At 41.3% G+C, this 18010-nt stretch carries 18 protein-coding genes; 5 read left to right on the forward strand and 13 right to left on the reverse strand.

Translation table 11 applies throughout. The features are described from left to right. Nucleotides 1-3: 3 nt before the first annotated feature. The 10 genes from G628_RS0112810 to argC all read right to left on the reverse strand — a co-directional run bounded on the left by G628_RS0112810 (nt 4) and on the right by argC (nt 10668). On the reverse strand, nt 4-1041 hold the full coding sequence (locus G628_RS0112810) for a GerMN domain-containing protein (RefSeq protein WP_196803766.1): 1038 nt from the start codon (nt 1039-1041) through the stop codon (nt 4-6). Between the two features lie 30 nt (nt 1042-1071). Next, entirely contained in the window at nt 1072-2460 is a 1389-nt protein-coding gene (locus G628_RS0112815; RefSeq protein ID WP_330365501.1) for a sensor histidine kinase, read from the reverse strand. A gap of 141 nt (nt 2461-2601) precedes the next feature. Continuing rightward, entirely contained in the window at nt 2602-3288 is a 687-nt protein-coding gene (locus tag G628_RS0112820) for a response regulator transcription factor (protein ID WP_026654359.1), read from the reverse strand. 24 nt (nt 3289-3312) lie between these two features. After that, a complete protein-coding gene (locus G628_RS17455; protein WP_051199202.1) occupies nt 3313-3966 on the reverse strand; it encodes a helix-hairpin-helix domain-containing protein in 654 nt (217 codons plus the stop codon). An 83-nt stretch (nt 3967-4049) separates the two neighbouring features. Further along, nucleotides 4050-5741 (reverse strand): hypothetical protein, encoded by a 1692-nt coding sequence (locus tag G628_RS0112830; RefSeq protein WP_026666936.1) that lies wholly within the window; start codon nt 5739-5741, stop codon nt 4050-4052. Continuing rightward, complete coding sequence (locus G628_RS0112835) at nt 5738-6937, reverse strand: aspartate aminotransferase family protein (protein WP_242827229.1); 1200 nt, start codon at nt 6935-6937, stop codon at nt 5738-5740. The genes G628_RS0112830 and G628_RS0112835 overlap by 4 nt, the downstream gene beginning before the upstream one ends. Nucleotides 6938-7001: 64 nt before the next feature. Further along, a complete protein-coding gene (gene argB / locus G628_RS0112840) occupies nt 7002-7898 on the reverse strand; it encodes an acetylglutamate kinase (RefSeq protein ID WP_026666935.1) in 897 nt (298 codons plus the stop codon). Nucleotides 7899-7902: 4 nt separating this feature from the next. Continuing rightward, on the reverse strand, nt 7903-9126 hold the full coding sequence (gene argJ / locus G628_RS0112845; protein WP_026654353.1) for a bifunctional glutamate N-acetyltransferase/amino-acid acetyltransferase ArgJ: 1224 nt from the start codon (nt 9124-9126) through the stop codon (nt 7903-7905). Nucleotides 9127-9141: 15 nt separating this feature from the next. Then, nucleotides 9142-9585 carry a GNAT family N-acetyltransferase gene (locus G628_RS0112850; RefSeq protein WP_026654352.1) on the reverse strand — a complete coding sequence of 148 codons (444 nt, stop codon included), beginning with the start codon at nt 9583-9585 and terminating at the stop codon, nt 9142-9144. A 30-nt stretch (nt 9586-9615) separates the two neighbouring features. Further along, nucleotides 9616-10668 carry an N-acetyl-gamma-glutamyl-phosphate reductase gene (argC, locus tag G628_RS0112855; RefSeq protein WP_026654351.1) on the reverse strand — a complete coding sequence of 351 codons (1053 nt, stop codon included), beginning with the start codon at nt 10666-10668 and terminating at the stop codon, nt 9616-9618. Nucleotides 10669-10923: 255 nt separating this feature from the next. Between argC and G628_RS0112860 the strand changes: the two genes are divergently transcribed. From G628_RS0112860 to G628_RS0112875, 4 genes are all read left to right on the forward strand, one after another. Beyond that, nucleotides 10924-12147: an argininosuccinate synthase gene (locus tag G628_RS0112860; RefSeq protein ID WP_026513111.1), complete on the forward strand. Its 1224-nt coding sequence runs from the start codon at nt 10924-10926 to the stop codon at nt 12145-12147. Between the two features lie 3 nt (nt 12148-12150). Next, complete coding sequence (locus tag G628_RS0112865; protein ID WP_026654350.1) at nt 12151-12444, forward strand: DUF1294 domain-containing protein; 294 nt, start codon at nt 12151-12153, stop codon at nt 12442-12444. A gap of 46 nt (nt 12445-12490) precedes the next feature. Next, on the forward strand, nt 12491-13219 hold the full coding sequence (locus G628_RS0112870; RefSeq protein WP_027209310.1) for a response regulator: 729 nt from the start codon (nt 12491-12493) through the stop codon (nt 13217-13219). 560 nt (nt 13220-13779) lie between these two features. Beyond that, on the forward strand, nt 13780-14616 hold the full coding sequence (locus tag G628_RS0112875) for a DegV family protein (RefSeq protein WP_026666931.1): 837 nt from the start codon (nt 13780-13782) through the stop codon (nt 14614-14616). Between the two features lie 84 nt (nt 14617-14700). Here the strand turns inward: G628_RS0112875 and G628_RS0112880 are convergent, their stop codons facing one another. After that, nucleotides 14701-15726, reverse strand: coding sequence for a substrate-binding domain-containing protein (locus tag G628_RS0112880; protein ID WP_026654345.1), 1026 nt, complete (start codon nt 15724-15726; stop codon nt 14701-14703). 208 nt (nt 15727-15934) lie between these two features. On the opposite strand from G628_RS0112880, the gene G628_RS0112885 reads away from it, so the two are divergent. Continuing rightward, a complete protein-coding gene (locus G628_RS0112885) occupies nt 15935-16435 on the forward strand; it encodes a DUF5721 family protein (RefSeq protein ID WP_026654344.1) in 501 nt (166 codons plus the stop codon). Here G628_RS0112885 and G628_RS0112890 read toward each other — a convergent pair. Both G628_RS0112890 and prfA read right to left on the reverse strand, forming a co-directional pair. After that, nucleotides 16430-16801 carry an Hpt domain-containing protein gene (locus tag G628_RS0112890; protein WP_051199203.1) on the reverse strand — a complete coding sequence of 124 codons (372 nt, stop codon included), beginning with the start codon at nt 16799-16801 and terminating at the stop codon, nt 16430-16432. The two genes, G628_RS0112885 and G628_RS0112890, sit on opposite strands and share 6 nt — an antisense overlap. 94 nt (nt 16802-16895) lie before the next feature. Next, nucleotides 16896-17966, reverse strand: a complete 1071-nt coding sequence (prfA, locus tag G628_RS0112895) for a peptide chain release factor 1 (RefSeq protein ID WP_026654343.1) — start codon at nt 17964-17966, stop codon at nt 16896-16898. Nucleotides 17967-18010 lie beyond the last annotated feature (44 nt).

An 18010-nucleotide genomic window follows, 5' to 3' on the forward strand; every position in this document is an offset into this window, starting at 1 on the left:
TCCTTATTTTGAAATAATATCGGTATTCTTTTCGTATGCACCGGAAATATTATAATCCATAAAGGTAAACGAAGAATCTCCGTCAACCGAAATAACCACTCTGTCTACATCCGGAAGCTCAGTTGCAGTATTTACTATAGAATAAAGCGCAACCTGCACCGTGACATTATTGGACTGAGTAAGGAAGGATGAATCAAAATCAATAAAGCAAACCTTGTCCTTGATATTAACACTGTTGATCTTGGTATCCTTATTGATCGTAGGAAAGGCATCATTTGTGTTAGGACCGTTTATAAGCTGTTCAATCCTTAATTTTTCCTCGGAAATATTGCTGTTATATACAACATATCTGTATACACGCTTAAGTTTATCTCCTGCCTTGTTTGCAAAATACAGCGTGATTTCCTTTTTCTTATTTTTATTAATTTCGCTGTCAACATTGTAGATAAAATCCTCACCTTTCATAGGACCTATAGCATTTCCCGAATGGTCTTTTAAAGGTGCGGGCTCATATGGATCGTCTGTTGCCGAATCGGCATCGCCTTCGGAATTCATACGAACAGCCTCTTTTTTACCCACACAAAAATATACATAATCTATACCTTCAAGCTGTGTAAATGTACGTACTATCGCAGCTCTGGTAAGAACCTCTTTGGTTATTCCAAGCTTATCGTACTGAGCACCGAACTCAAGCTTAAGAACATTATTTACGTAAGTGTATCTATTAAGCCAGGCATCTCCGACCACATCACCATTTTTTTCGTTGGGCTTCTCTCCGGATTCATCGCCGGATATGGGAGCCTCATACAGGCTCTTTCCCGGACTCTCCTCAAGCTTCTGGACAAGCTCTGTTATCGCACCGTACATATCCTTTGTGGGATCTGTCTTAAGTTCGTACTCAACCGGCACAATACTTGTCTCATCCGTTTTCACGTAGTAAACATTTATCTTATTGTCTGCTTCGATCTTTTTTTCGCCGCATGAAACCAGAAAAACGGATGTAAGTATGCTTGCTGCACAAAACAATATTCTATTTTTCATAAAGCAGCTGGTTCTCATAACATATCTCTCTTACTTCTGATTTGTGTAAATAAGCGGTATCTTAACGGTAAAGGTTGTTCCCTTATCCACTTCACTGTCTACATCGATAGTTCCTCTATGCATAAGGATCGCATTTCGTACGATTGCAAGTCCAAGTCCCGTACCGCCGATCTGTCTCGATCTTGACTTCTCAACTCGGTAAAATCTCTCATAAATATGATCGAGCGATTCCTTCGGAATACCCATACCGGTATCCATAACCTTTACAACAAAGAACTGCTGGTCGGCATCAACTTCAACCTTAACCTGACCTTTATCCTTGTTGTATTTTATCGCATTTTCAACAAGATTCATAACAACAAGCGATATTTTTACTTCATCTATCTCTGCCGTTACTGCACGCTTACTCTCAAGTGTAAGCTCAATGTTATGTTTAACAGCAATAGGTCTTAATCTCTTGCAGACTATCTCAACAAGCTCGACAACATCAACGCTTGTGATATTAAGGTCCGCTGCTGTTTTATCCATCTTAACAAGAGAAAGAAGATCGTTGATTATCTTATCCTCTCTGTCTATCTCACTTACAATATCCACCATGAAATCTTTATAGACTTCATTCGGAACATTGTCCTGTGCCAAAAGAGAATCCGCCAAAACCTTCATTGAAGTGATAGGCGTCTTAAGCTCATGCGACACGTTGGAAACAAACTCCTGACGCGAATCGTCAAGAACCTTCATTCGCTTAAGCAACGCATTGAAAGCTTTGATGATCTGCTCCGTTTCAAGGAAGTTAGGCCCGATAATAGGCTCATCGGTATATCCAGCCTTAACGTCATCAATCGCAGCCGTAATTCTGTCAAATGGCTGTAACAACGCTGCAGATACAACCGCAGCATAGACGAATATAACCAGAATAATGATGACCTCAATGGTTGTAGCTCTTCTGCTAAGAACCTCAAGAGTCGCCTCAATCGAGTCTGTCGACACACTCGTAAGGATAACTCCTCTAACAACCTCCGTAGGCTCATTCTTATCCGATATATCACCTTCCTGAATAATAGGCGCCTGAATAATAGGGGTAACTACCTCGATAAAACCATCATCATGGTTATATCTGGAAACCGCCCCTTTTGAGCCCTTTTTAAGACAGTTTACAACTTCTTCGGAGATAATAGTCTTACCTTCGTTGATATTGTAAGTGTCCTTAATAACTTTAAGCTCATTATTAATAACCATCACACGTCCGTCGTAAATGGTAGTCAGCATATCCAGCTCCGCATTTACGACTTCCGATGATGTATTTGTAAAGTACTCATTCGTAATAAGGTGATTAGCCAAAATTCTCAGCTGTGTCTGAACGCCTTTTGAATTGACATTGACAGCACGATCTTCATAACTTTGAAGGATCAGAATATGCATTATAACGCATGAAAATAATCCTGTCAGAAATACAATTATGAAAAATCGTGCTCTTAGACTTTTTAATAGGTTACTGATCTTTAATTGTTTAAAAAAACTTAAAATCACACCAATATAACGTTTCATATTTTTAGCTGTGGATTATGCCTGGAAATAATATCCACTTCCCCACTTTGTTCTGATGTACTGTGGCTCGCTCGGATTAGCCTCAAGCTTCTCACGAAGTCTTCTGATATGTACGTCTACAGTTCTTGCATCGCCCTTGAAGTCCCAATCCTTATTCCAAACAACATCCATAAGCATGTCTCTTGTATAAGGCTTTCCGGCATGTACCGCAAGATATTCCAAAAGCTCATACTCACGAACTGTTACATCGATTTCTTTATCATTAATAAATACTCTTCTGTACTCCTGATAAATCTTAAGATCACCAAACTGAAGGCACTTATCATCAAGAGTAGCCTTTGCTGATCTTCTGATTATTGCCTTAATCCTGGCCTTAACTTCCAAAATATTGAATGGCTTTGTGATATAATCGTCCGCGCCGTTTTCAAGACCAAGAATCTTGTCCATGTCATCGCCCTTAGCTGTAAGCATGATGATCGGAACATTTGAAAATTCCCTGATCTGCTGACAAGCATCAAGACCTGACATCACAGGTAACATAAGATCAAGAAGAATGATGTCGTATTTATGGTGTTTAGCCATATCAACGGCTTCTTCGCCATCGTAAGCACAGTCAACCACGAAATCATCCTGCTCCAAGCTGAACTTAATTCCTTTTACAATTGTCTTTTCGTCATCAACAACCAAAACTTTTTTACTCATAATCCACCCATTCCTATAATTTTGTTATACAGTGATGTATTCTTTTATCTTGGAAAAAAGCTTGTCTTTAATACCGGATATTTCCATTATATCTTCTATGGAATTGAATTTTCCATTCTGTTGACGGTACTTAACAATTCTCGCCGCTATGCTATCGCCTATCCCCGGGAGAGTCTTAAGTTCCTCTTCGGTAGCTGAATTAATATTAATCAATTCACAGTTAACCGATTTTACATCAACATCATGTCCGGTTTTGTCAAAAGAATTAAAATCTTCCGACAAGACATTGCCCTTTCCCTTAATCTCTTCCGTCTCTTCGAGAGTTGGAATTCTTAATTTAGCACCATCGGATATTTCGGCTGCAAGATTGACATAAGTAGTATCAGCCTCGTCACTAAATCCTCCGGCAGCAATAACAGCGTCATTTATCCTACTTCCAAAAGAAAGCTCATATACTCCGGGTTCGGATACTGCACCACATACATATACGACAAGCACTTGGGAACTGATTTCTTCCGAACTTCCGATGCTTTCCTCACCGGTACTGTCATCCGAATAAGCCTCTGCCCCTTCGTCACTTATCATCTTGTTCATAACAGGCTCTGTTTCAGCCTTTGTCGAAGTGCATCCGGTCAGTATGCATACTATACCGAACAACACTAAAAAGATTTTTTGCATGTATCCTCCATTACAGAGGTCCCCGCCATGCAATCTTTATTCTAGTATATATTAAGTAATTTATCAAGCTAATTTAACATTCGTTAATCGCCTTCTTCGGAAAGTCCGGCTGTAATAGGTTGATCAATCGGATCCTGGATAACCTGATCATGATATTCCTGCCCCATTACCTGAGTTTTGATACTCTCGGACAATTCTTTAAGTATGGCGTTACAATCCGCATCCTCATCATCCCAGATCTTCGCAAAAGCAATCTCAAGCTCCATCCAGAAATTACTTGTCTGAATAGTCTTGGGCATGGAAACCGAATCGGCATAAATATCTACGAACTTATTGATTCCGTCGTGTCCGTAATCAATTCCGTAATGCGCTGCAAGTTTATGTGACATTTTGTAAATATCATCTTTTTCATCCATGCAGATCATTCTTGCAAAGTCTTCCGCAACATCCGGATGCTCCGAATATCCGTTAACAACAAGACAGTTCGTAACAGACATGGTTCTTGTCTTAAGTCCGTTGGGAAGCTCCGGTACAGCGGGAGCTACGGCAAACTCATAAAGTTCACCACCATCGGCAGTAATTGACAACGGATCTTCAACCTTAATTTCGTCATACTTTTTGAAAATATCGGTTGTGGCAATGGTGAACAGGATTTCTCCCTTAAGGAATCTTGTCGCCATATCATCATAAGAAATTTCTTTCGCATCAATAGCGAAGAACTGCTTAAGCTGCTGATAAACCTTCATACAGCTGATAGTGTTACCGTTATAGATTGCTATATCCTGATCGATATTTTCTACGTTAATATTGTCTCCGGCGTCACCACCGAGATTCATATATGCGCCCACGAAGAAATAGTTATAAAAGATATCATTGACATCCCACTCCAAGATGGATTTGATCTTATCCGGAGCTTCGTATTTACGTGAGAAATTGATGATATCCTGAATCGATTTGAAATCTGAAGAAAGAATATCATTGATTTCTTCGTTAACCGCTTCTGTGGAGAAATCGTCATCTTCCGGAACCTCTTCAGCTTCGGCGTCTTCACCCTCTAAATCCTCTCCTTCTTCACCTTCGCCGCTGTTTTCCTCTCCGGCTTCATCCGAAGACTCTTCACTTGAAGCTTCACTCGACTCTTCGCTTGCCTTTTCGGTATCCTCGGCATTTTCGGAAGAATCACCCTCACCGGCATTCTCATTGCTTTCTTCAAGCGCAGGTTCCTGCTCTACGGATTCTTCTTCCTGCTTTTTCTTTTCCATCTGCTCTTTTGCATAATTCTCAAGATATGTCTTGTTATATACAAGAGCACTGGTCTCAAAGTAGAAAGGATAAGCTACATATTTACCTTTGTATGTTACGGAATCAAGCGCCGCTTTCGGGAAAAGAACCTTGTTAAAAAAGCCTTCTGAATTATCGGCTTCAAGCGCAAGGCCGGCACAATAAACTTTCTCAAGAGTATCGTTTGTGGTAACAAAAATATCGGGAAAGTTCTTGTCTTCAACAGATGCCTTGTTTATTTCTTCGAGATATTCCATTCCCGAAACAAGCTTAGGCTCAACACGAACATTCCTGTTTTTCTCGGAAAACTTGATCGCCATACTCTGAAGGTATGGAGTGATCGCATCATCCGTGTACCACAGTCTCAGAGTTGTCTTATTTGAAAAAAAAGAAAATTCTTCAAATATGCTTTCATCTGAACGGGCATTAACAAAAACGCCCGCCAGCATGCATAATATTAGAACTATAGAAATAATTTTGGTTTCAAATTTCATATCTTCCCCAAACATGAGTCCAAAATGTCGATCATCTCGTCAACATTTTCTTTGGTTATGACAAGAGAAGGAACAAATCTGATGATCTCGGCTCCGGCATTTATCAAGATAAGTCCGTTTTCAAGAGCCATATTGATCACATCCGCAACAGGTCTGTTAAATACAAGACCCTGCATAAAACCTGAACCTCTTCTGTCCACTATGAAATCGTAGCGATCCTTTAGCTCATCAAGTCTCTTTTCGAGATAAGGTGCCACTTTATTCACATTTTCTATTATATTGTCATTGTTAAATAAATCAAGAACTTTATTAACAGCTGCGCAAGCAAGCGGGTTACCGCCGTAAGTTGTTCCATGATCTCCGGCAACAAGAGAATTTGCTCCAACTTTTTCGGTCATAAGGAATGCACCGACCGGAACTCCGCATCCCAAAGCCTTTGCTGTTGTCATGATATCAGGCTTTACTCCGAATTTCTGCCATGCGAACATTGAGCCTGTTCTTCCCATTCCGCACTGAATCTCATCGAGAATAAGAAGTATATCTTTTTCATCGCAAAGTGCCCTTACTTTGGTAAGGAATTCTTCGGTGGCAGGATATATACCGCCCTCTCCCTGAACAGTCTCCATGATGATCGCACATGTCTTGTCCGTCACGCATGAAAGAACACTTTCAAAATCATTGAAATCGGCAAACTTAATATTTCCGATCATAGGCTCAAACGCCTCACGATAATGAGGATTGCCCGTAACGGAAAGTGCTCCGAATGTCCTTCCGTGGAATGAGTGATTCATGGCAATGATCTCATGATCCGTCTTGCCGTCCTTAAGAAACGCATATTTTCTTGCAGCCTTAAGAGCTCCTTCAACAGCTTCCGCTCCGCTGTTTGTAAAAAATACCCTGTCCATGCCCGAAGCTTTCTTTATCTTCTTTGCAGCTTCGATGGCAGGCACATTGTAATAATAATTTGAAGTATGAAGAATCTTGTCTATCTGCGCCTTAAGTGTGTCATTGTAGTCCTTGTAGTTGTAACCAAGGGCAAATACGGCGATTCCCGATACAAAATCAAGATATTTTTTTCCGTCTATATCATAAAGATATACGCCCTCTCCTCTGTCGAGGACGATCTGATAACGGTTATATGTATGAAGCAGTGCCTTCTCGGCCTCTTCTATGTAATTTTTCATTGTCTCACTCATTTTCGCTTCTCCCTGCTAATTAAGCCATTTTTTGTAAATACCGGTAATATCCGCTTTTTGTAGATTAACTATTTTGCGTGAGTGCGTCATCGTCAGCCATGAACATGGTTCCTACACCTTTTTTGGTAAAGATCTCAAGCAGGATGCAATGAGGAATCCTTCCATCAAGGATATGTACGTTATTAACACCTTTTCTGATGGCATCGGTACAGTTGTTGAGTTTGGGAAGCATTCCGCCGCCGATATTTCCGGAAGCGATAAGTTCATCCGCCTCAGAACATGTAAGTCTTGAAATAAAGGATGAAGGATCCTTGATATCCTTGTAAACGCCTTCGATATCTGTAAGGAATGCAAGCTTATTGGCACCTACAGCCTTAGCGATCGCGCAAGCCGCATCATCCGCATTTATATTATATGTATCAAAATTATCATCAAGTCCTATGGGCGCAATGATAGGAAGATAGTCATTATCAAGAAGGTCAAAAAGAATCTTGGGATCTACAGAATCAACTTCTCCGACATATCCGATGTCTTTTCCGTCCGAAAGCTTCTTTTTCACATGTAGAAGTCCCGAATCCTTGCCGCTTATTCCGATAGCCTTAACACCAAGTTCCTGAACCATTGTAACAAGCTGCTTGTTAACTCTTCCAAGAACCATCTCTGCAATTTCCATTGTCTCTGCATCGGTAACTCTGAGTCCGTTTACAAACTCAGCTTCTTTTCCAACCTTGGAAACCCATGAGCTGATAGCCTTTCCGCCGCCGTGAACGATGATAGGCTTAAATCCTACAAGTTTAAGAAGCGTAACATCTGTTATCACATTCTTCTGGAGTTCTTCGTTGCTCATGGCACTTCCGCCATACTTAACAACTATGATCTTTCTGTTGAATTTCTGAATATATGGAAGCGCCTCAACAAGTACTTCCGCTTTTTTCAATACATCCTGCATATCCTTATCCATTTTCTCAGCTCCTGTAATCTGCATTTATCTTGACATAATCGTATGTAAGGTCACATCCCCACGCGGTTGCCTGCGCATCTCCCTCGTGCATATCCACAAATACCGTGACTGTTTCTTCTTTCATGATCTTAAGTGCTTCATCCTCGTCGAAATCAAGCGGAGTTCCCTTATGGAACACTTCAATTCTTCCGGCCTTGCTCTCAAAGAAGAGCTCAACATCGTTCTGATCAAACTGCGCTCCCGAATATCCCATAGCGCATAAAAATCTTCCGAAATTCGCATCGCAGCCAAAGATTGCTGCTTTTGAAAGGTTGGATCCTACAATCGCTCTTGAAAGAGTTCTCGCATCTTCCTTAGTCTTTGCATTTACAACTTTTGCTTCAAAGAGCTTGCTCGCGCCCTCTCCGTCTGCCGCCATCTTCCTGGCAAGGAACTCGCAGACATAGAAAAGAGCATTCTTAAAGGTCTCATAGTCATCATTCTTATCTTTTATAACGTCATTTCCGGCCTTGCCGTTAGCCATGCAAAGAAGCGTATCGTTCGTAGATGTATCGCCGTCAACCGTAATCATATTGAACGTATCTGAAACAACTTCGCTGACCGCGTCCTGCAAAAGACTCTTTTCAATAACAACGTCCGTAGTAAGAAATGCGAGCATCGTGCACATGTTTGGATGGATCATTCCGGAGCCCTTGCTCATTCCGCCGAGAGTCACTTTTTTACCCGCAATTTCAAAAGAAACCGCTACTTCCTTATTTACGGTATCGGTTGTCATTATTGCCTTTGACGCATCGGTTCCGGCTTCTATGCTTCCGTCCAGAGTCTTGCTCATTTTCTCAACTCCGGCAACAAGCTTATCTACAGGAAGCTGCATTCCGATAACTCCGGTAGATGCAACGGCAACTGTTTCGTAGTCCACGCCGAGGCTCTTTTCTACAGCTTTTGCCGTAGCTTCGCAGGCATCAAAGCCCTCTTTTCCCGTACATGCATTGGCTATTCCCGAGTTAATGACAACAGCCTGCATGGGCTTTCCCGAATCAACTATCTGCTTGTCCCACTGAACACATGCAGCCTTTACAACATTACTTGTAAAAGTTCCCGCACACACGCAAGGTGCTTCCGAATAAACAAAAGCCATATCCGTTCTGTCTTTGTACTTGATGTTTGCTTCGCAGCTTGCAGCCTTGAAACCTTCTGCAGCCGTAACTCCGCCTTTAATAACTTCCATATCTCTTCTCCATTATCATTTGTTAAAGATTGTAAGATTTTCTTCGTTTAAAGCATGGTCGTAATAGTTCATGTCATCTCTAAGTGTCCAGCCCATCTTCTGCCAGAACTTGTTTCCGACCGTATTTGTCACAAAAGCATTTAAGCACACCTTGTTGATCTTTTCTTTCTTAAGTGCCTCGTAGCAAAAAAGAACCATCTTTTTACCGATTCCGTGCATTCTGTACTCTTCGCTCACGCAAACATGATAAAAACAAGCTCTTCTGCCGTCATGTCCGCAAAGGATCGCGCCGACTATCTTGTTATCTTCTATGTCAACTGCGCTGAGTCCCGGATTTCTTTTTATAAATCTCTCTATTCCCTCTCTGGAATCATCTATCGATCTTATTCCAAAGCCGTGGATTGACATCCACAGAGCATAGACTTCATCATAATCATCCATTGTCATTGCACGAACCATTCATATCACCTGTTATCTTTCTGTATTCTATTACGGGAAGCTGGGTGCAAACTCAAGTCCCGTAGTTTCTTTTAGTCCAAAGAGAATGTTCATATTCTGAACAGCCTGTCCTGCGGCTCCCTTAACCATATTGTCAAGCGCACCCATCATGATCACTCTTCCCGTGCGCTCATCAATCTTAAATCCGATATCGACGAAATTTGCGTTTTCGACCCATCTTGTCTCAGGACAAACGCCGTCTCCGAGAAGTCTTATAAAGAACTCATCCTTATAATACTTTTCATATGCTGCCCTGATATCTTCAGCTGTCGGAAGCTTACCGTTCTTTTCCTTAAGAGAAGCATATTCCGTAGCAAGGATTCCTCTGTTCATCGGAACAAGGTGAGGTGTGAAATTTATCACTATATCTTTTCCCGCTGCGTAGCTAAGCTGTTCCTCGATCTCGGGTGTATGTCTGTGACTTGTGACACCGTAAGGCTTGCAGCTCTCATTTACTTCGCAGTAGAGATTTGCAACCTTTGCGCCTCTTCCTGCGCCCGAAACACCGCTGAGTGCATCAACTATAAGAGTTGACGGATCGATAAGTCCTTCTTTTACAAGAGGATATGCCGTAAGTATCGAGCATGTCGTATAACATCCCGGATTTGCGATAAGTCTCGCTCCCTTTATCTTATCCCTGTTTATCTCACAGAGTCCGTAAACCGCTTCGTCAATGAACTGTGGCGCTTTATGCTCTATTTTATACCATTTTTCGTATACTGAAACATCTTTTAATCTAAAATCAGCGGAAAGATCGATGACCTTAACCTTATTTAATATATCTTCATTAACAAGTGATGCGCAAAGTCCCTGGGGAGTTGCTGTAAAGATGACATCAACTTGATTTGCAAGTTCTTCCATATTGTCATCCATACATTTTGCATCTACTAAATCAAAGAAGTTTCCATATATACTGCTGTACTTCTCATCCACATAACTTCTGGAGCCGTACCATACAACTTCAGCTTCGGGATGTCCCTGTATGAGTCTTACGATTTCTGCCCCTGCATATCCGGTGGCACCGATTATTCCGACTTTAATCATTTTTATTCAACCTCGCAGTTTTTACATTAAATGAACTTTCATTATAAATATTTAGGCATATAAACTTTTTTCAGTATACACCCTCCAAAAAATTATGCAACCCATTTTTAATATTTATGCAGTTTTTGTTGATTTTTTTAATATTTATTCATTTTAGTGTTGCATTTTATTTTTTCCGAGAGTATATTATGGTAAGTGGAATTAAGAAATTCGAATAAATAAAGTTACCATTTTACGTGGAAGAAAGGGAATAACATGGCAAAAGAAAAGGTTATTTTGGCTTATTCAGGCGGACTTGATACAACTGCTATCATTCCGTGGCTTAAAGAGAATTTTGATTACGAAGTAGTATGCGTTTGTATCGACTGCGGTCAGGAAGAAGAACTTGACGGACTTGAAGAAAGAGCTGTAAGCTGCGGTGCAAGCAAGCTCTACATCCTTGATGTTGTTGATGAGTTCTGCGATGAATACGTAGTTCCTTGCGTTCAGGCTCATGCCGTATACGAGAACAAGTACCTTCTCGGAACTTCTATGGCTCGTCCTCTTATCGCTAAGAAGCTCGTTGAAGTTGCAAGAAAAGAAGGCGCTGTTGCTATCTGCCACGGTGCTACAGGAAAAGGAAACGACCAGATTCGTTTTGAGCTCGGTATCAAGGCTCTTGCTCCCGACATCAAGATCATTGCAGCTTGGAGAAACGACAAGTGGACAATGGATTCTCGTGAGTCAGAGATCGAATACTGCAGACAGCACGGAATTAACCTTCCTTTCTCAGCTGATTCAAGCTACAGCCGTGACAGAAACCTTTGGCATATATCACACGAGGGACTTGAGCTCGAAGATCCCGCTCTTGAGCCCAATTACAAGCATCTTCTTGTGCTCGGCAAAACTCCCGAAGATGCTCCCGATGTTCCTACAACAGTTACAATGACATTCGAGGCAGGTGTGCCCAAGTCAGTTAACGGCAAGGAAATGAAGGTTTCAGACATCATCCGCACACTCAACAAACTTGGCGGCGAAAACGGTATCGGTATCGTTGACATCGTCGAGAACCGTGTAGTAGGCATGAAGTCACGTGGTGTATACGAGACACCCGGCGGAACAATCCTTTACGAAGCACATCAGCAGCTCGAAGAGTTGATTTTAGACCGTGATACCTATACAATGAAGAAAGACATGGGCAACAAGTTTGCCGACATAGTATATGAAGGGAAATGGTTTACTCCTCTTCGTGAAGCCGAGCAGGCATTTATCGAATCAACTCAGAAGTATGTAACCGGTGAAGTTACATTCAAGCTCTACAAGGGCAACATCATCAAGGCAGGTACCAAGTCACCCTACTCTCTCTACAACGAGAGCATCGCATCATTCAAGACAGGTGACCTATACGACCACCACGATGCTGAGGGATTCATCAACCTCTTCGGTCTCTCTTCAAAGGTTCGCGCCATGAAGATGCAGGAAGTAGCCAACAACAAATAATTTATGGATTCACTTTCTTTATTGACCGTTTATATCATAGCAGTAAACATTATAGGGTTTGCCTTAATGGGAAATGACAAGCGAAGGGCGCGTAAAAACGCCTTTCGCATTCCTGAGGCAACCCTTTTTGCATTTTCAATAATAGGCGGAAGTATCGGAACACTTATCGGAATGTATACTTTCAGGCATAAGACCAAACACATGACATTCAAGATCGGCATACCGGTTATTATCTTTGTGCAGATTCTTTTTATTGTTCTTTTACGTTTATCTCCATTACATTTTAGTTTTATATGATAATATGGAAAAAATATTTTTGTAAAAGACGAAAGGTTTTGTAATTATGTATTTTGCAATATGTGATGATAACATCGCTGACAGAAAACAGTCGGAAAGGCTGCTTAAAAGGCAGGCCGAAAGGGTTCTAAAAGAATCCTGCGAACAGGTCTACATAGATTCTTTCGGAAACAAAGAAGCTTTTATGATCAGACCACAGATGTATCAAGCTCTTTTCATAGATATGACTTTAGATGAGACAAACGGTTTTGCGATTGTCAAAACACTACTTGACATCGGCATCACCAAGCCTATTATTTTGTGCTGCTCTTCTATTGATTATCGTAAGCTCGCCCAGGATGAAAATCTCCAAGCAGACAATCTATATTTTCTCGACAAACCTATCAAAATTGACGAACTCACAACTCTCGTCGATAAGATCGTAGCTGAAAGAATTGCACCGCCTTCAACACTGGAGCTTCGCTATCACGAGGAAACCATCTACGCATCAGGCGATGATATCGTATGTGCCAAAAGAAAAGGTGAAAACCTCCTTGTATATCTCGCAGACGGTCGCACTATCACTTTCGTTAGTTCAGTCTTCAATTTCTACGACCAATGCTCCATATTTCCTCAGATTTGTCCCGTCTCCAACGACGGCATCATAAACATCAACCACGTAAAAAAGAGCTCTCCCCTCCACATCACAATGGACAACGGAGTATCTTTTTTCGTAGCCTTCTACTACTCCAAAATGGTTAAGCAGGCCATCGCCGATTCCAAAAAGCACAGCTGACCGGCGACCGGCCGCAGGCTCTGTGTGGCCCCCCGGAGTAGCCTCTGCCCGTTGCCTTTATCAGAATTGACATATGCTGCTTTGCAGCTATAAAAATAAGCAAAGCCACTCTCGCAAACTATTTAGCTTGCAGAGATGGCTTTGTTTATTTTTATACGCCCGCGTATGCGGGCTATGTCAATTCTGATAAAGGCAACCGATGCGAGTTTAGTCGATACATGCGCAATAAAAGAAAAACGGTTGGAACCGCATAAAAATGTGAGATGAAGTGATTGCGAAAAAACATAAACTTACAGGCCGCCCTTTCCCGCGAGCCGAATGTCAAACAGTGAGCCTCAAAACAGAATTTCAGAGCAGATCCGAGAGCCCATGAAATCTAAGCTCCCTCACAATGCGTGAATATACATCTGCGGAGGGCGGCAGGCAGAGGCTAATCCGGGTGGTCCACGCAGAGCCTGCGGCCTGCATATGCCAAAGTGAGCTTTACTGAGAATTTTATACGTGGTATGATACAGTATGTAGTATCAAAAACTACGTTTATTAACGCTTTTGGAGGATTTATGAGTTATAAAATAGTTGTAGACAGCGGATGTGATCTTCCTATTGAGTATAGAAAGGACTCTCGTTTTGAGTTCGTTCCTCTCATTATGCAGGTTGGTGATCACGTGATCGTTGATGATGATACATTTAACCAGAAAGAGTATTTGGAGCTTGTGGCCGCTTCCGAAGATTGTCCTAAGACTGCATGCCCTTCGCCCGATCTTTATATGAATGCGTACAAAACAGACGCTGATGATGTATATGTTGTAACACTTACATCCAAGCTCAGCGGAAGTTATAACAGTGCTCTTCTTGGAAAGAACCTGTATCACGAAGAAGTTGGAGAAAAGAATATTCATATATTTGATTCAATGTCCGCAAGTTGCGGAGAAGGCAATATCGCTCTTAAGATTATAGAGCTTGCCGAAGCAGGACTTCCTTTTAACGAAGTCGTAGAAAAAGTTGAAGCATATCGTGATGAGATGCTCACATATTTCGTTCTTGATTCACTTGAGACACTTAGAAAAAACGGCAGACTCACAGGAATGAAGGCTCTTGTAGCTTCAACGCTTAATATTAAACCTGTGTGCCACGGTGTTAAGGGCGAGATACTTCAAAAGAGCCAGGGAATCGGCATGAAAAAAGCTCTTGTCAAAATGACTGAGCTCATCGCTGCCGAGGTAAAAAATCCCGAGACCAAGACCCTTATGATATCAAACGTAAACTGCTTTGAAAGAGCAGCTGTTGTTAAGGATATGATCCTTAAAAAAGTACCGTTTAAAGATGCACATATAGTTGATACGGCAGGGCTTTCTTCCACATATGCGGCAGACGGCGGTATAATCGTTACTTGCTGATCTCTTTTTCAAAAATCAGCATTATGCCTAAGAAAAATGACCATCGATTCAAACGAACCGATGGTCTTATTTTTTCAAATATCATTATGCATTTAAGTCTTTTACACTATCTCCGAGAACCATATGTCCTTCAAGGATCATGACGCCCTGTCTGTAACGTTCTCCTCCGATCTTACGGATAAGATTGTAGATTGCGTTTCTTCCCATTTCGTAAGTATCAACCTCAAATGTTGTGAGCTTGATATCACAAAGTCCGGGGAAGATGTAGTTGTCATATCCGGCTACGGAAATATCATCCGGAACTTTATATCCCTTTTCATTAAGGCGCTTAATAAGCATACTTGCAGATACATCGCAATTACAGAAGAAAGCTGAAGGCATTTCCTCCGGAAGCTTGAAAAATCTGTTATAATCCATCTCACCTGTGCTGAGATCCCTGTCGGGAATTACCCAGTCTTTTCTGACAGGATGACTGTGCTCAAGTAATGACTTAACATAGCCAAGATATCTGTCTGTAATATTTCCCTCTGCCATTATGGTTCCCACAAACGCGATAGATGTGTGTCCCATATCAAAGAGATGATTTGTAAGAAGATATGCACCGTGGAAGCTGTCGGCCACTACAGCATCCTCATCTCCTGTGTGGTTGCAGAAATCAAGATATATCATTGGAATGGAGAAGTTCTCTCTGATAGAAGTAAGATACTCTCCGCTTAATCTTCCGATAACAATGATACCGTCAACCTTCTTGTCCGCAATGATACGCGGGAAATTCTTTTTCTTCTCGCTCTGCTCAGATACCACCTCGAGCATGGTAAAACATCCCATCTCCATAGCGATCTGAGAAACTTTCTGGTGCATCTTTGTATAGTAAGAACTGTATTCAGTCATATTATCTTCAGAAATAAGAAGACCGATAGTATAACTCTTACTAAAGATGTCTACCTTACGAGAAATAGACGGGATATATCCCATCTCATTTGCAAGAGCATGAATTTTCTCTCTGAGTTCGTCGCTCATGCCCTTCTGTCCTGATAATGCTTTTGATACTGTGACAGTGCTAACCCCAATCTTTTCAGCAATGTCCTTAAGTCTAACTGTCTTTGCCATATTGTCCCTCTTTTTAGACATTTTTTTATAGTATAACGTATATCTTCACAAAAATATACAACAAATTTAAATTATCCTAATTAATCTTCATTTAAGTAGTTGCCATGCCCATAAAATCCGCATTATTTAATTCATAAAAAAAATCCACACAAATAGCTATATTTATCATATAATTTTTTCTGTGATGAATTAATATTAAGGAGAAACTATGATAGCTCTCAAGATAAACAATATAAAAATATTCATGGAAAAGCTCCTCACAACTGAGGTTTTCGACAATTTCGATGTCGAAGAAGTCACGATTGAGACTTTCAATACTTTTTCAATCGACGGACATATAAATAAAGAATTTTATGCGGGCGTACAAGACGAAACCGTTAATAATAACAACCGTTCTTTTTCCCTTTGGTCGGAACTTCGTCCCATCTGCCTGAATCTCATAAAGGGTAAAAGAACTCCGATCAGCTTTAAATTTATTCTCCATGCGGATAGCTTCACAAAAGAAACCGTTATAAGCAAATCTGAGAGCGATTTAGACCCTTCTATGCTAAATCTGGGGATAAATATCAAATTCGCAAATAACGAGCTTATATTGACCACAGGAACCGCATACAGCACATTCACCCTTGATAAGAGCGCAGAAAAAGCCTGGGACAATTACTTCCCAAGCTTTCTTGAATCATGTGGAATAGATAATCAATTATTATGATGCGCAGCTGCTTTGATATTTCCTGAGTATCCCTATCAGATCGTCGTATTTAAGTTTTATATGGTCGTAATACGGCTCATATCCTTCCATAGATCCCGCTCTTAGAATCTCCGTAAGATTATAAACCTGAGAATAAAAACCTTTAAGCCCAAGGTTTGCACTTACTCCTTTAAGTGCATGAACCGCCTTAAACGCTTCGGAAACATTCTCCTCTCCCAAATACTTGGAAAGGCTGGCCATACTCGGATCGCCAAGAAATCTGATCATAAACTTAGCAATAAGATCCTCGTTGCCCATAAACCGATTGTGGACATCTTCCCAATCAACCCCCCAGCCAATCAGTTCTTCTTTAAAAGCAGCATCCATTTATAATACCTCACAAAAAATAACGTTCTACAGTGTAATTTTACACTATAAAATCTTCAACAGCAAGGCTATCCATCAGCACTGCGGATTAGCTTCAATTCTCCATTGTAGAAAGCTTTTCCGCCTGATCTGCGGCTATAAGTGAATCGATAAGTTCATCGATATCTCCGTCCATTATCTGATCGATCTTATAAAGAGTTAAATTTATTCTGTGGTCCGTCACACGTCCCTGATGGAAGTTGTAAGTCCTTATCTTCTCAGACCTGTCTCCGCTTCCCACCTGGCTTCTTCTAAGTTCAGCCGCATCTTCGTGCTGCTTTGCCTGTTCCATCTCATAGAGCTTTGCCCTAAGGACCTTTAAAGCCTTAGCCTTGTTCTGCTGCTGGCTCTTTTCATCCTGACATGAAATAACTATACCCGTAGGGAAATGCGTAAGTCTTACGGCTGAATCCGTAGTATTTACGCACTGTCCGCCGTTACCCGATGCTCTGAAAACATCGAATTTGCAGTCATTCATATCAATCTCGACTTCAACATCCTCAACTTCAGGCATGATCGCAACGGTAATAGCCGATGTATGTATTCTTCCGCCTGACTCTGTAGCAGGAATTCTCTGAACTCTGTGAACGCCGCTCTCAAACTTAAGCCTCGAATAAGCGCCGGCGCCCTTGATCATAAAACTTACCGCCTTAATACCGCCTATTCCGATATCTTCAACGCTCATCGTCTCAACCCGCCAGTTCTGTCTCTCGGCATAACGTGTGTAAACCCTGTACATATCTGCCGCAAAAAGTGCCGCCTCGTCGCCTCCCACACCCGCACGTATCTCTACGATAACGTTCTTGTCATCATTAGGATCTTTGGGCAAAAGAAGTATCTTAAGTTTCTCCTCGTATGAAGGAATCATACTCTTTGCATCAGCAAGCTCTTCCTTAAGCATTTCCTTCATCTCCGGATCGGACTCCTCTTCAAGAAGAGAAAGACTCTCCTCTATGGTCTCCTTGCACTTTTTATACTCGCGATAGCACTCAACCAGGGCATCGAGGCTCTTTTGCTCTTTCATAAGAGCTCTGAACCTGTTCTGATCCGAAATAACATCCGGATTATTAAGTTCCATCGTAATATCTTCGTATCTTCTTAAAATATCTTCCAATCTGTCAAACATAATCTACCTGCTTTTTCTGTCAATGCTATGTAAAAAACGACACT

Origin of the sequence: Butyrivibrio hungatei NK4A153, assembly GCF_000424465.1 — a bacterium.
Lineage (GTDB): Bacteria > Bacillota > Clostridia > Lachnospirales > Lachnospiraceae > Butyrivibrio > Butyrivibrio hungatei_A.